This window comes from Moraxella lacunata (assembly GCF_900453205.1).
GTDB classification, from domain to species: Bacteria; Pseudomonadota; Gammaproteobacteria; order Pseudomonadales; family Moraxellaceae; genus Moraxella; species Moraxella lacunata_B.
Map to the genome: position 1 here is coordinate 264,009 of NZ_UGQU01000001.1, position 15,999 is coordinate 280,007.

A 15,999-nucleotide genomic window follows, 5' to 3' on the forward strand; every position below is an offset into this window, starting at 1 on the left:
TTTTAAAAATTAAGTAAAAAATCTTAAAATCACACAGTTAAGTGGTCGGATAGCCATTTTTCATGCAAAAATTGATTGAAATCATCAAATTCTCATCTTATTTTATAAAATAAATCTCTTTCCAAACTAAAAATAAACCCTTATAAGTATTGGGGTTGAAGTTTTTAAAAATCCACAAAAATCGGGGTTTGGAAAGAAGTCTTTTAGAAACCACACACCCTTATCATTTCGTCATTTTTTCATCATTGGAGCTTATCATGAGTGAACAGAACATGAACAAAAAAGGTAAAGCCAATTTTAAACCCGCCCCAAAAGCCAAAACCGCAGGGCGACAACCTGAAAAATGGTTTAATGTCTTTTTGTGGATTGTGGCGATAATTTTTGCTGGCTTTTTGATTGGACTGGGGAGCAAAATCGTGGCGGATTTGCCGATGATTAGCACAGAGTCTGTGGAGCTGTCTGATTTTGTTTTCGACCGCCCTGCCTATGATGCCCTCCAACAAGAAAAAGACCATCAAATCGATGCCAAACGAGATATTGACCACGAATGGGAACAAAAGAAACACGAGCTTGATAATCAACAAACCACCTACGCCACCGCTCGTGAGAGTTTTGAGAATTGGCTTGCCACACGCTCTGTTACCGAGCAGTCCGACCAAAACCCCGAAGTCATCAAACGCACCAGCGAGCTTGACGAGTTAAAAGCCCAAGAAAAAGCCCTGCAAAGTGAGCTGTCCGCCATAGAAAAACGCCAACTTGACAGACGACAAGCGGTGGAAAACATCGAACGAAAAATCACACTCATGGAAGCGGACGCTATGGACGGTTATAATAGCCACAACAACCGCACCGAATTGCAGGTATTTATTTATCGTTTGATGATTACCTTGCCACTGCTATTATTGGCAGGTTATCTGTTTAAACGCTATCGCCACACCAACGCATGGCCGTTTGTGTGGGGCTTTGTGTTTTTTGCCTTATTTGCGTTTTTTGTGGAGCTTGTGCCATATCTACCCAACTATGGCGGTTATGTTCGTTATGGCGTGGGGATTATCGTAACGGTGGTTGTCGGCAAATACGCCATTGGGGCGATGAATGCCTATCTAGAACGCAAACGAGTCGAAGAAGCCTTATCCAGCAACGAACGCCAACAACAAATGGACTATGATGAGGCTCATGTCAAAATCGGTAAGGGCATTTGCCCAAGCTGTGAACGCTCGCTCGATTTTAGCAACACCGATTTGGATTTTTGTCCGCATTGTGGGATACATTTGTTTGAATATTGCCCAAATTGCACCACCCGTAAAAGCACCTTTAATCATTATTGCTTTAAATGCGGTTTGGCAAGTCGTGCGGAGCGTTTGGACGAACAGGTCTTCACCCCTGCAAATCCCAACACTCCACCCACCCAAATCTAAACACCAAACCCCATGTCATGCGTGGGGTTTTCTATTTTAAAAAATATTATGTTATTACATTTGCTTTCATCATCAATAAAAATTATAATAGTCCAATTTTGCTTATCATTATTATCATGCTAAAACTACTCACATCACGGCTTATCCAACTGCTCTTGGTCGTCTGGTCGGTCGGCACTTTGACCTTTGTTCTTATGCGAAGCCTGCCCGGCGACATGGCGTATCGTATCGCTGCGTCTCGCTATGGCTACGACCAAGTTACCGCAAGCTCTGCCAACCAAGTGCGAGCCGAACTGGGGCTTGATTTGCCGTGGTATGAGCAGTATATAGCATGGTTTGGCGACCTGCTCCGCTTGGATTTGGGAAACTCGCTCGTCAGTGGGGCAAGCGTGTGGGACGAGATAGCCCACCAGTTTGGGCACACGCTGTCACTCGCTTTTGTCGCTTTGATTATCTCACTCATCATCGCACCGCCCATTGGCATACTCTCTGCCCTGCGACCTAATGGCGTCTTTGACCGTTTTACCTTATTTATCGCCACCTTGCTCCGCTCTGCCCCTGCCTTTATCATTGGCGTGCTACTCATTACCATCTTTGCGGTGCATTTAAAATGGCTACCTGCCATCGGCTACGGCAAGCCGATTAACTACGTCCTGCCTGCTCTCACACTCGCCTTGGGTCTGTCGGCGGTGTCCATTCGGGTCAGTCGTAATGCGGCAGTGGCGGTGCTTGATTCTACGTTTTATGAATTTGCCAAATTAAAGGGACTAAGCCCTTGGCAGGCGTTTAGACGGCATGGCGTGCGTAACATTGCCATTCCCATTGTTGCCTATCATGGGGTACAGCTCATCTACCTCATCGAGGGCGTAGTCATCGTGGAGAGTCTATTTGCATGGCCGGGTATCGGTCATGCCCTAGTCCATGCCATCATCGCCAGAGACATACCGATGATACAAGGTTCGGCTTTGGTCATGGGCGGACTGTTCGTGATGTTAAATGCCATCTTGGATGTCATCAATCGCTACATCGACCCTCGTTATGAAGCTCACTAAGCCTTATCAGCATTTGCCAAACCCCATTATCAACTTGCCAATATTATGATGAAATACTTAAAAAACCTAACCCCCACTCAGCTTATCGGACTTGTCATTTTGGTGGTGCTACTCGGCTTTGCCTACGTCAGTCCGCTCGTACGTCCCTATGACATGGCACTGCAAAACCTAGATGTTATCCTATCTGCCCCGAGTGGCGAACACCCCTTTGGCACTGACCATCTGGGGCGTGATATGATGGCACGACTGGCGTCCGCCATTCGCTTGTCTTTCTCGCTCATTGTCGGCTCGGTGGGGGTGTCGCTCATCTTTGGGCTGTTGTTTGGCTTACTGGCGGGGATTTTTGGCGGGATTTTGGATAAGTTTTTTAACTTTATCTGTGATTGTATCATGGCTCTACCTGGTTTATTGTTTATCCTGCTGTTTGCGTCCATCGCTCCTAACAGTTTTTGGTCGCTGTATCTGGGCGTATCACTTGTCATGTGGGTGGAGTTTTTTAAGATGACCCGTGCGATGAGCCTAAACCTACGCAAATCGAGCGAAGTACAAGCCAGTACACTCATGGACATGGGGCTGTGGTACATCATCAAACGCCACTATCTGCCACGGCTCACCCCTGTCATGTGGACACTCTCAGCATTTGGGGCGGGTAATGCGGTGCTAGCCCTTGCCACACTCGGCTTTGTCAATGTCGGTCTTAAACCACCGACCGCCGAGTTGGGTCTGATGATGACCGAGCTGTTTCCTTATTATTATGAAGCTCCTTTGGTGTTCTTTTTGCCGATTATCACCGTGTTTTTACTCGTGCTTTCTTTTCAATTATTATCAGGTAAACAGGACGGCTAATCATGCAAAACACCCAATCATCACAAGATATTTTAATCCAAATCAATAACTTATCCGTCCACACCGCAGACGGTACTACCTTAGTCGAGCCCATTAGTCTTAGCATAAAAAAAGGGCAAAATTTGACTATCCTAGGCGAGACAGGCTCAGGCAAAAGCCTACTTGCCCAAGCGGTCATGGGGGCATTACCCAAGGGCTTGACGGTCAAAGGGCAAATTCTCATCAACGGCAAAACACTCCATGGCGGACAAGGCGAGCTTGATGAACGCCAATTTGCCACGCTGTGGGGGCGTGATTTGAGCATGCTCCCCCAAGAACCGGTGCGTTCGCTTGACCCCACCATGACGGTGTTTCGCCAGATTTGGGAGAGCCTGCATTTTGTCAAGCGAGTCGATAACTCTGCCGCTAAAGACGCCACCTTACGCACCTTAGAGCAACTCTCGCTAGCCCACGCCAAAGACTACTATCCCCATGAGCTGTCAGGGGGCATGGCACAACGTGCGTCCTTTGCGTCTGCCACCGTGAGTGGGGCGTATATGGTCATCGCCGATGAACCCACCAAAGGGCTTGACCACACCAATAAAATCGCTGTCGTGGATATGCTCGCCCAAGTCGCCAAACAAGGCGGTTGCCTTTTGACTATCACGCATGACATCGAAGTCGCCAACCGTCTAAGTGGCGATAATGACCTGCTCATGGTCATGAAAAAAGGCAAGCTCTTGGAGCAAGGGCAAGCCACCGACGTCCTACAAAATCCCAAATCCGACTACGCCAAAGAGCTGATGAGTGCCAACCCTGCCACATGGACAAAGGCGGGCATCGCCCCCACTGAAACGCCCCTTTTGACCTTAAAAGACGTGGCAATCAGTCGTGGCAACAAAGAGCTGTTTAGCGGGTTAGATATCACACTCCACGCAGGGCAAGCGGTGGGACTCATCGGCGATAGCGGTATCGGCAAAAGCTCGCTGGGGGACGCCATTTGCGGGCTTATCAATCCATCCAAAGGGGTGATGACATGGCACACCAAACCCAAACGCCACCAAGTGCTAAAACTCTACCAAGACCCGCCGTCCGCTTTCGCCCAAAACATCACGCTCGGCACGCTCATCGATGACGTGGTCAAACGCCATAGTCTCGATAAAAGCCAAATCGCCCCGCTCATGGAAGCCTTACAGCTCCACCCTGACCTACTGCACCGTACAAGCGAGAGCGTCTCTGGGGGCGAGCTTCAACGCATTGCCATCATGCGAGCTTTGATGATGAAACCTGTGCTACTGTTTGCCGATGAGGTTACCAACCGCCTAGACCCCATTACCCAAAAAACCACGCTCGATTTGCTCACGCACGCCTGTCGCACCCAAAACTGCACACTGGTTATGGTCAGTCATAACCACGATTTGACACGGCATTACTGTGATATGGTGGTGGATTTGACGGATTATAAAAGGAGCTGATAAATAAATAGACGTACGATAGATGATGCTGTTAGATTATTTATTTTTTAAAATAGATAAGGATAAATGATTTAAAAATATTACCGTTCAAAATTCTGACGATTTTTAAAAATAACGTGTATTTTTGTTGCTTTTTGTGTCAAATTTATTATAGGATAAAAGATTATGTTACAGATGTTTTAACCATTCTTTTGGTGTCGTATATGATTCAGCAAAAGCAACCCTGCCCTAAACTCATGTCCAACTTGAGCATTTATGTTCGTCAGTACTGCTCCCAGCACAACGTTAGCATGGAGCGATTGGCCAGTAATGCTGGGCTTGCCAAAGCCACGCTCTATGCCTTATTAGACCCCACCAAAGATGCTCGCATGAGCCAAATCATCAGCCTAGCTCGGGCGATGAATGTGCATCCACAGATATTATTGCAGATGAAATGGGCAGATTTTGATATTGGTGCGGTCAATCCTGTTATCTCAAAACAGCATTTTACCAACAGCACGCATGAGGGCAAATTAGATGCCAGTGCTTTTGTTGATGAAGCACCGCCTGATGGTTTGCTCATTGCCCCCAATACCCGATTTATCAAAAGCTGGACAATCCAAAATGTCGGTCAAACAATCTGGCATAACCGCTTTTTATCATGTCAAAATCCCAAAATAGACATTATCTATCCTAGCAACCAAAATTCCGCTGATTACCATCTTGCACCACTCTTTAATCAAGTTGCCATCCCCACAACACATCCTGGCGAATGCGTTACCATCTCGGTAGAATTTATAAGCCCCAACATCTCAGGACAGTATGTTTCTTATTGGAAAATGATCGATGAGCATGGTAATTATTGTTTTGATAAAGGGATTGGTCTATCAGCTCTAATATTAGTGCAAACTTTGGGTATCAGTCATGTCCGATAGTCATCAAGACGGCACTACATCGATTTTGATTAAGCAGATAGGCTCAATTTGGCTTATTCAAATGACATTGGTCATTATCCCACTCATTGACACTTATCTATTAAGTGGCATCTCTAGCACAAACGTTGCAGGTTATGCTCTTGCTAATGCATTTTATGGACTATGGATTTTGGCTGCCAAAGGGGTATTGCAAGGAACCAGTTATGCCATCGCCCCACGTTTTGGACAAAATGATAACGCAGGCATTGCATCCTTACTGATACAGTCTGGCTGGTTGTTGGTCATCATGACAGTGGTAGCATGGGGACTGTTATGGTTTAGCAGTCTAGGCATTCGTCAGCTGTCCATTAGTGACGACTTAAAGACCCTAGCAGTCCAATATCTTTATGTTATTACCATGGGCGTACCTGCTGTGTTAGGCATTCGTATATTGGTTGCCTACTTGCAAGCAATCGATATGTCTGATGTGGTCTTTAAGATTTTATGGATGGCACTGCCTTTTAAAATAATTATCGGCTACGGATGTGTGCAGGGATATTTTGGCAATTCATGGCAAGGCACGACTGGTACGGCCCTGTCAACGAATCTGTATTATTGGCTGGTATTTGTCATCGTTGGATACATAAGCTATCGTCGCATCCATCCTTACATACATAACACTCCCATCACCGCTTTTTGGGCAAAATGGTCAGAAATTAGACAATTGCTTGGATATGGACTGCCCATTGGTGCCAGCTACTTGGCTGAATACTCACTATTTCCCATCATCATCAGTCTGTTGGCAGTAGCTAATGAAAACATGCTTGCCGCTCATGAGATTATGAGTAATATTTATGATTTGTTTTTATCCTTACCGATTGCACTAATGATTGCCATGAGCATTTGGCTTGGACAGCGTTATCCAAGCCCTTCTATTGCCACTTTAAAAACCATAAAATACGCTGAAATGATACTCTTAGGATTTGCCGTGGTAGCGGGGTTAGTCATCTATGGTACAAGCTCATTATGGGTTGGCTACTACAACATTGATACTTTTTCACAAGAGCTAATATTTGGTGCATTACCTTTATTGATATTGCGAGGTGTTTTTGAGTGTACTGCCAGTCTAAATGCTTTTTATCTAAGAGCCATTGGACATGGTTGGTCGGCTTTCATATTTACCATGATTGGACTATGGGGCATCGGCTTTTTTGGTATAAATTTTAGTGATAATCTTACCATCAATCAAATTTGGCAATGGCTTGCCTTGTCTTATGGAATAGGCTGGGTCTTATCTAGATGGTGGTTTTGGCGTGTTATCACAAGATAAATTACAAACTCCCCTTAAAACGTCGGAAATTTGAACGATGCTTCTGAAAATTTATGATATAACTATATCTGCCAAAAAACAGTCATGCTCGGTTATGACAAGTGGCAATTTCATAAATTTTCATCAAGCAAGAGGCTCTCATGAAAAATACAACCGTAAATATCGTATCTTCGCAAAAAGCAATCAGCACCTTTGATATTGACAATCAAAGCATGTCAGTTCAAGCAGTGCCAAATGTTGATTTTGTCATCTTGGATAAGGACACCAAACTGTCTCCAAAACAACTACGCACCACCAAAAAGGGTAATGATCTGGTCATCAAAAAAGAAGATGACGATGAAACCTATCTTGTCATCAAAGATTATTTTACCACTGAGAATGTGGAAGTGCTCGGTGTTCAAGATGGTCAATTTAGCTCTTATGGGTTAAATAGTTCACAGGCAAGCATAGACTCCATAACAACCGCTGAGCTTAGCTCCACTGCTTTATCAGGAAATGATTATAGTCCACTGCTATTAGGACTGTTAGGTGCTGGGGTAGTTGGTATTGCTGCTGCAAGTAATGACTCGGACAGACCAACCAACTCAAATTCCACAACACCAACACCTACGTCACCTACTATAACTCCTACACCCACGCCAACCAAAGCCACGGTTACCACAGTTGAGGCTGTAAAATCTGTGGATGAAGGTAAAAGCTTGGTTGCCACGGTAAAACTTGATAATACCAATGGCAATGATAAAGTCGCTTTTGCCCTATCAGGTGTGGCGAGTTCAGATTATGGCAATGCCACTTTCTCAAATGGCGTGACTAAAAATGCAGATGGCACATTAAATGTACCAAAAGGGGTAAAAGAATTTAGTGTTACTTTGCCGATTGTGGCGGATAAAGCGACGGAAGGAGATGAAACTCTAACACTAAAAGTTGGTGATAAATCTGTCGCTGTGGGCATTGCTGATGCTTCAACAACTCCTACACCCACCCCAACACCCACGCCAACCAAAGCCACGGTTACCACAGTTGAGGCTGTAAAATCTGTGGATGAAGGTAAAAGTTTGGTTGCCACGGTAAAACTTGATAATACCAACGGTAATGATAAAGTTGCTTTTAGCATTAGCGGTGTTGAAAAAGCGGATTATGGCAATGTTGTTTTTGGTAATGGTGTTAAACAAAATGCAGATGGCACATTAAATGTACCAAAAGGGGTAAAAGAGTTTAGTGTTGCTTTACCGATTGTGGCGGATAAAGCGACGGAAGGTAATCAAAATCTTGTGCTTGGCGTGGGTTCAAAGAATGCTACTGTTCAAGTGGTGGATACATCAACAACACCAGCACCTACTCCAACTATTACAAAAGCCACTGTTACCAGCATTTCCGCTGAAAAACCATCGGTTAATGAAGGTGAGCGCATTACCTTAACCGTAAGACTAGATAACCCCAACGGCAACCCTGCTCTTACTACCAATATTGGCAGTAATAAAGATTACAATGTCACATTTAATGGGGTGACTGTCAATAAAGATGGTACGCTAAATATCCCCAAAGGTGTTGATAGATTTACCATTACCCTAGATGTTATCGCTGACAATAAAACCGAAGGCGATGTTAGTGCCACACTTAGCGTTGGCGATAAGCAAACCATGCTTAATATCAATGATACATCGGTAACACCAGCACCTATCCCACCCACTCCAACTATTACAAAAGCCACGGTTACCACAGTTGAGGCTGTAAAATCTGTGGATGAAGGTAAAAGTTTGGTTGCCACGGTAAAACTTGATAATACCAACGGTAATGATAAAGTTGCTTTTAGCATTAGCGGTGTTGAAAAAGCGGATTATGGCAATGTTGTTTTTGGTAATGGTGTTAAACAAAATGCAGATGGCACATTAAATGTACCAAAAGGGGTAAAAGAGTTTAGTGTTACTTTACCGATTGTGGCCGATAAAGCGACGGAAGGAGATGAAACTTTAGCGATTAAAGTTGGCGATAAAACACAGAACGTCACAATTATTGATGTTTCTGTTGCGGTGGTTCAAGGCATTAATGTTGATACACGCATTATTGATAACAAATGGGATTTACAGGGCGGTCCAACTGAGAAAGAAATGACCAGTAGAGATCATACTGATTATTACACAGACAGTTCAGGAGCTGAACATTACACCAAACATCACGCTGATGGTATAAAAACCACAAATGCTGATGATACTATCAAAGTTGGATATGTAGGTAATGCAGCTTCTAGAGGCAATGTATTTGGTGATCTTGACTTGGCTGATGGTAATGACCATTTAGAGCTAAAAGGAGGGCAGGTGCTTGGCACATCGGTGCATTTCGGTGAAGGAAATGACACCTATATTATCAATGGTCATTTAGGCAATCAGAGACCGGGTAGAGTCATTGACGACATCAAGCATTATGCCGGTGTATTTATGGAAAAAGGTGATGATAAAATCATTGCTAAAAACTTTATCGGGAATGCACGTATTTATTTGGGGAATGGTAATGATACGGCAGAACTTAGGGACTTGGAAGAAAGTTTGTTAGATTTGGGTAGCGGTATTTATAAACGTTCGTACCAAGTTTCTGGTAATCAAATTGAAATTGATGACTACAAAAAGTTTTATTCTGATGGGAAAACATCATTAAATACAGATATTGCTGACGAAAAAGGAATGGTAAATACAGCTACCATCGGACGAGTTGCCGGCAGTGAAATTTATGGTGGAGATGCAATAGACCGCCTAACGATTCATTCCGATGATGGAGAAAAAAGAGGCAAACAAAACATCATCGATTTAGGCGGTGGGGATAATGAGATTACAATTAACTCAGGAGTTCGGTCTACCATAACGACTGCTGATGGTAATGATATTCTTAATATTAATGACAGTGGCAGAAGAAGTTCAGCTAAAATTAATTTAGGAGATGGTAATAACAGCATTGCCATTTCTAAAAATGACTTTTCTGGAAGTATTATTACAGGTAAAGGTCGTGATACCATCACACTTGATGCCGACTCCGAACTGGTTAAAGCAGATGTCCAAACAGGTTCAGGTCATGACATTCTAACCATCAATAAGGATTATGAAAAAGACGGAACGTTCGTGTTCGATTCATCTGTTCATTTGGGTAATGGAAACAATGAAATTGTAGTCAAAGGACGTATGGAAAATAGCAAAATTACAGCACTAGAAGGTAATGATAGCTTTATTTATGAAAGCAAACTTTCTGATAGCAATGATTTGAATATAATTGATTTGGGAGATGGCGATAATAGCATAAAAGCTATTGGAGGTGGTGGTAATAAATATGTCACTGGTTCTGGAAGTGACAATATTAATATTACGACCAGTGCAGCTCTAGATCCTTACAAAACTAGTATTCATGCTGGTGGAGGTATGAATAATATTACAGTAAATGTAGGACCAGAGGGTAGTAGTTACAAGAATATCCAGATTGATGTTACAGCATTAGATGGCGACGACACTCTTGATGTTAATGGAAATCTTCTTGTGGGTTCCATGATAGATTTAGGTCATGGAAACAATGACATTACAATCTCTGGAGAAGTTCGTGGGAGTCAATTCTCAACAGGATTTACAAACTGGATCTCCACAGGAGATGGTAATGATAATATAAATATTTATGGTCATACTGAGGGGGTAAATATTAACACTGGAGGTGGTACTAATAATATTAATATTTATAAAGGAGTAACTGGCTCCATAACCACCTTAGATGGCAAGGATACCATTATCATCAAGGGGACATCCAATTCAGGATTAATTAAAATGGGAAATGGAGAAAATTACCTAGACATTGAAGGACATAATACTTCCAACATAAGTCTCGGTAATCATAATGATACTGTTGTCATTAAGGGTAACAATCATGGCAATATTATCACGGAAAACATTTCTGACAGCACCAACAGTGCAGATGTTATAAAAATAGGTGGTAAGAATTTGGGTGATATTATTCTTGGGAATGGTAAAAATACATTAACTATCGCCGGTGAATCTAGAAATTCAGTTATCACCACAGGTCACTCTAATGATGAGATTAACTTGATGGAAGCTTTTTCAATGAAAGTAAACGCTGGGAATGGTAACAATGTCATCACTTTAAATAAGGATGCCTTTGCTACTAATATAGAAGCAGGTAATGGAGATGATAAAGTAGTTATTAATGGCAATTTTAACGCTAGCACTACAGGGGTTAATTACATAAAATTAGGTGGTGGTACAAACTATTTACACATAAAAGGTAAGGTTGACGGCGCTTCTTTATTTGCCGAAGAAGGCAATGATACAATTATCATTGAAGGTGATTATAGAGCTGGATATGCTGATGGTGTAGCTACTTTAAACCTTGGAGATGGTGTGAATCATCTTACTATTAACGGCTCTATCACCAACTTCCACTCATCTAACTCCAAGATAATAAGCGGTATCAACAATGATATCATTACAATTAAAGGTGAGAATTCTATGAGTATTGAAACCGGAGATGGTGATGATATTGTTAGTTTAGGTAGTATCAATTCTGGAAGACAAAGCATTAATGGCGGTAATGGATTTGACAGCTTAAAAGTTAATAATGCTGGCTCAATAAGCCTATCAGACTTGCTTGATTTCGAATCTATTGACATGACCAGTGCTGATGGCAAAGCCATCAATACACTAACCATTAATAGTGCAGATAGCTACCAATCCTATATGAACACCCTTGATAATGTTGGTGGCTTGTATGTTCGGGGTGATGACGGAGATAAAATAAAACTCGGTCAGCAAGGTGAATTCACCAAAACCAACCAGACCATTAATGACAAGAACGGTGAAGCATATGATGTATGGCAGGCAACAAATAATAATGAGTTGCAGATATACATTCAAAGCGACCTAGTTATCCTATAAGAGCTACCCTATAAGCTTCCACCCCAAAAATACCCCAATCAATCTGATTGGGGTATTTTCACAACGCCCCATACTGCGACCACCGCTCGCCTGTGTCATGGCATGCTTTGTGGGCGTGTAGCTCGTAACACGCCCAGATATGCAAACCAAATAGCACCGCTATCGCCATCCATGCAATGCCTTGCCCTTTGATGATGTTTTTGCTTTGCAGATATGTTAGCACGCCTGCGATGATGGCGGTAAGTGCCAGATAGCCCACACCCCAATCAAATATCCACAGATATACCCCAAGCATGATGAGTACTACCCAACTAACGCCTTGCAGAAAACGTAAAAATTTTGTCATGTTTTTGGCTTGTTTAAATTATCGGCTTGTTTTAAATTACAGTCATTGGGATAAATATGATTTACCCCACGTTTTACTTTTGAATCCATAAATTTTGATAAAAAATAAAGGGCAACTACTTACCCTTTATTTTTGTATTTATGTCATGCTTACGCTGCTTTTTTAGGCTCGGTCTGGCTCTCTTCGCCCACTTCTACCACTGGCTCTTTGGCGTCAGGAGACGGCACAAACTTAGTCGGCTCTGGCACGTCTGCACCATCCTGTGGCACAGGAGTGCTTTGGGTTTTTGATGTATAGACCAGACCCAATGTGCGACTGGTGTCGGTACGCACTTTATCAAGCAGTTCTGGGTTTTTTGCCAAATCCTGTCCATAAGACGGGATAATCTCCAAAAGTTTGGCATTCCATTTGCCCTGCACTTCATCAGGGAAAGATTTTGCCAACAAATCAAGCATCATGTTTGGCGATGTAGACGCCCCCGGTGAGGCACCGAGCAAGGCACTAAGCGTGCCGTCTTGGGATGCAAAAATCTCTGTACCAAACTGCAATTTGGCAGGCTCATTTGGCAGTTTTTTGATGATTTGCACACGCTGACCGCCTTGATTTTCTATCCAGTCGGCTTGCTTGGCTTCTGGATAATATTTACGCAGTTCCGCCATTTTTTGTTCAGGCGAGAGTGATACTTGACTGACCAGATATTTTACCAAATCCAAATTATCCAGTCCCACCGCCGCCATAGGCAAGGCGTTATCTTTGGTTGCTGATGCCAATAAGTCAGTTTGCGAGCCATTTTTCAAAAATTTATTTGAATACGTGGCAAAAGGTCCAAACAGCACGTATTTTTTGCCGTCAATATAGCGAGTATCAATGTGTGGCACGCTCATGGGTGGTGCTCCAAGTTCGGCACGTCCATAGACTTTGGCGGTGTGAGCATTGACCACATCAGGGTTATCGGTCATCAAAAACAGACCGCCCACAGGAAACCCTGCATAATATTTGCTCTCAGGCAGACCTGTCATTTGTAGCATTTTTATCGCCGCACCACCTGCCCCGATAAAGACACGGCGAGTCTTAGTGTGTGAGACGCTGTTATCGGCAAGGTTTTTGACACTCACCGTCCACGTGCCGTCATCGTTACGGCTAATACCCGTCACTTCGGTGCTAACTTTTAGGTTAAAATTGCTATTTTTACCCAAATGATTGATGAGCTGTGTGGTGATTGCTCCATAGTTTACATCTGTACCGATGTCCATGCGAGTGGCGGCGATTGGTTGGCTGTCGTCACGCCCTTTGGTAACGAGCGGTGCCCATTGCCCTATCTCTGTCTTGTCTTCGCTATAAATCATGTCGCTAAACAAAGGGGATTTTATCATGGCTTCGTGGCGACGTTTTAAAAAGTCCACGTTGTCGCCCCACACAAAGGCAATGTGTGGCACAGGATTGATGAACGTTTTGGGGTCGCCCAACGCTCCGTTTTTGACTTGGTGCGTCCAAAACTGCTTGGAAATCTCAAACTGCACGGCAATTTTTTCGGCACGCTCAATCGAGATACTGCCGTCTTCGGCTTCGGCGGTATAGTTCATCTCCATAAAGCCTGAATGCCCCGTGCCTGCGTTATGAAAGCCGTTTGAGCTTTCTTGGGCAACCTTGTCAAGGCGTTCGTACATTTGGATTTTCCATGTCGGTTCAAGCTCCGACAGATACGTACCAAGCGTTGCCGACATGATACCACCGCCCACCAGCACCATGTCCACCACAGGTTCATCGCCTGCCAATTTGACCGGTTTGGTCGCCACAGGGCGGAACAAGAACAGTAGCACCGCCACCAAAACCACAATTAACAAAACCCCGACAATCATCAAGATTTTTTTCATTTTATTTGTTTTTGTCATAAAACACCTAAATTTACAATGCATTTGTAAACAAAAACGGACTTAATTTAAAATTGCTTAATCATTGAAATTGTTTAATATTTTATTTAGTTTTATAAATTATCAAACAATATATGATTAAAAAATCTCAACCTAAGTCCGTTTCAAAACGGGCTATTATAAAGAAAAAATCTTAAAAGGGTTGGTTTTGTAATATTATCCGCTCTGATAATTACAAAAACACAACATTAGAACGGTTTTTTGTCCCAATGTTGTGTTTATAATTTTGCTAAATTGTAACTATTTTTTAATATTCAATCGTCATTTTTACTGTCTTTTTTGTCACCGTCAGGAATGACCTCTCCGACCACTTTTGCCGTACCTTTAACTACGCCTTTGGTGGTCTTATAGGCAACTTTGACAGGAACGGTAACGACTTTATGCACACAGCCTTGCAAGATTAGGGCGGATAAGGTTAAAGTTAAGATGATGGATAATTTTTTCATGGTTTGCCTTTTTATTTAAAAACTATTATGAACGATAATCGGCATTGATACTCACATATTCATGCGACAAATCACAAGTATAGACCGTATCGGTACAATCGCCCTGCCCCAAATCAATACTGACGGTGATCTCAGGGCGACTCATGACCGATTGCCCCTGCTCTTCGGTATAGCCGTCCGCCAGTCCGCCACGCTGACAAATGGCAATCTCATCGAGCGATACGCTCACACAGCTTTGGTCAAATGGCACGCCAGCATAACCCACCGCCGCCAAAATCCGCCCCCAGTTCGGGTCGGACGCAAAAAATGCCGTCTTGACAAGGGGCGAATGAGCCACCGCATAGGCAACTTTGGCACAGTCGTCCGTGGTCTTACCACCTATTACCCTGACTGTGATGAATTTAGTCGCCCCTTCACCGTCTCGCACGATGAGCTGGGCGATTTTTAGCATAACTTCTTTAATGGCTTGATAAATGGCTTGATAATGGGCATGGTTTTCACTGTCTATCAGAGTTCCCACCTTGCCTGTGGCGATGAGCGTACAGCAGTCGTTGGTGGACGTATCGCCGTCAATGGTAATGCGATTGAAAGATTGGTTGGTCAAATCCACCAAGATTTTTTGGAGTAGCTTTGGGCCGATACAAGCATCTGTCGCCACAAAGCCAAGCATGGTCGCCATGTTTGGGCGTATCATCCCCGCCCCCTTGCTGATGCCTGTTACCGTGTAAGTCGTGCCGTCTATCGTGGTCTGTACGCTATGTCCTTTGGGGATGGTGTCGGTCGTCATGATACTGTGGGCAGCGTTTAGCCAGTTATCGGCAGTCAAATCCGCCAATGTCTTATCCAGTCCTACAATAATCCGCTCGCTCGGCAAAGTCTCGCCTATCACGCCTGTGGAGTACGGTAGCACTTCGCACGCATTCACGCCTGTTTTGTCCGCCAACGCCTGACAAGTCGCCAACGCCCTATCCAAGCCGTCCTGCCCTGTGCCTGCATTGGCGTTGCCTGTATTGATGAGTAGATAGCGTGGCGTGTGCGTTTGGATATGTTTACGCACGATTTGCACAGGGGCTGCCACAAAGTGGTTTTGCGTGGTAACAACAGCCACACTCGCCCCGTCATCTATCTTGAACACCGTCAAATCACGGCGGTTTGCATAGCGGACACCTGCTTCACAAATGCCGATTTTTACACCATCAATGGGCAATAATGGCACAAGACTGACATCACCGACTGGCATGGGTTTTTCCTTATTTGGTTTAAAATAACAATTTGATTTAAAATAAAACCATTGTACCAAAAATTTGTGTATTTTTGTAAAAATTTATGGGATAAAATCATGCGTATGGTTTTTATTTTAT

General features: G+C 43.5%; 10 protein-coding genes and 1 pseudogene. 7 read left to right on the forward strand and 4 right to left on the reverse strand.

Features of this window, described 5'->3' with window-relative positions; translation table 11 throughout:
* Positions 1-257 precede the first annotated feature (257 nt).
* The 7 genes from DX073_RS01460 to DX073_RS01490 all read left to right on the forward strand — a co-directional run bounded on the left by DX073_RS01460 (position 258) and on the right by DX073_RS01490 (position 11,915).
* On the forward strand, positions 258-1,418 hold the full coding sequence (locus DX073_RS01460) for a zinc ribbon domain-containing protein (protein WP_181814343.1): 1,161 nt from the start codon (positions 258-260) through the stop codon (positions 1,416-1,418).
* 116 nt (positions 1,419-1,534) lie between these two features.
* On the forward strand, positions 1,535-2,470 hold the full coding sequence (locus tag DX073_RS01465; RefSeq protein ID WP_115006302.1) for an ABC transporter permease: 936 nt from the start codon (positions 1,535-1,537) through the stop codon (positions 2,468-2,470).
* A 45-nt stretch (positions 2,471-2,515) separates the two neighbouring features.
* A complete protein-coding gene (locus DX073_RS01470) occupies positions 2,516-3,316 on the forward strand; it encodes an ABC transporter permease (RefSeq protein WP_220186698.1) in 801 nt (266 codons plus the stop codon).
* A 2-nt stretch (positions 3,317-3,318) separates the two neighbouring features.
* Entirely contained in the window at positions 3,319-4,770 is a 1,452-nt protein-coding gene (locus tag DX073_RS01475; protein WP_115004875.1) for an ABC transporter ATP-binding protein, read from the forward strand.
* Positions 4,771-4,973: 203 nt separating this feature from the next.
* A complete protein-coding gene (locus DX073_RS01480) occupies positions 4,974-5,684 on the forward strand; it encodes an NBR1-Ig-like domain-containing protein (protein ID WP_115004876.1) in 711 nt (236 codons plus the stop codon).
* The gene (locus DX073_RS01485) at positions 5,674-6,993 is read left to right on the forward strand and encodes an MATE family efflux transporter (protein WP_115004878.1); all 1,320 of its coding nucleotides are present in this window, start codon (positions 5,674-5,676) and stop codon (positions 6,991-6,993) included. The genes DX073_RS01480 and DX073_RS01485 overlap by 11 nt, the downstream gene beginning before the upstream one ends.
* A gap of 140 nt (positions 6,994-7,133) precedes the next feature.
* Positions 7,134-11,915 carry a hypothetical protein gene (locus DX073_RS01490; RefSeq protein WP_115004881.1) on the forward strand — a complete coding sequence of 1,594 codons (4,782 nt, stop codon included), beginning with the start codon at positions 7,134-7,136 and terminating at the stop codon, positions 11,913-11,915.
* Between the two features lie 58 nt (positions 11,916-11,973).
* On the opposite strand, the gene DX073_RS01495 is transcribed toward DX073_RS01490, so the two are convergent.
* From DX073_RS01495 to argJ, 4 genes and pseudogenes are all read right to left on the reverse strand, one after another.
* Positions 11,974-12,261: a hypothetical protein gene (locus DX073_RS01495; RefSeq protein WP_115004883.1), complete on the reverse strand. Its 288-nt coding sequence runs from the start codon at positions 12,259-12,261 to the stop codon at positions 11,974-11,976.
* 269 nt (positions 12,262-12,530) lie between these two features.
* Positions 12,531-14,135, reverse strand: a pseudogene (gene mqo / locus DX073_RS01500) (malate dehydrogenase (quinone)); the annotation flags it as partial.
* 311 nt (positions 14,136-14,446) lie between these two features.
* Positions 14,447-14,638: an NF038104 family lipoprotein gene (locus DX073_RS01505; protein ID WP_115004885.1), complete on the reverse strand. Its 192-nt coding sequence runs from the start codon at positions 14,636-14,638 to the stop codon at positions 14,447-14,449.
* A gap of 25 nt (positions 14,639-14,663) precedes the next feature.
* Positions 14,664-15,878 carry a bifunctional glutamate N-acetyltransferase/amino-acid acetyltransferase ArgJ gene (gene argJ, locus DX073_RS01510; protein ID WP_115004887.1) on the reverse strand — a complete coding sequence of 405 codons (1,215 nt, stop codon included), beginning with the start codon at positions 15,876-15,878 and terminating at the stop codon, positions 14,664-14,666.
* Positions 15,879-15,999 lie beyond the last annotated feature (121 nt).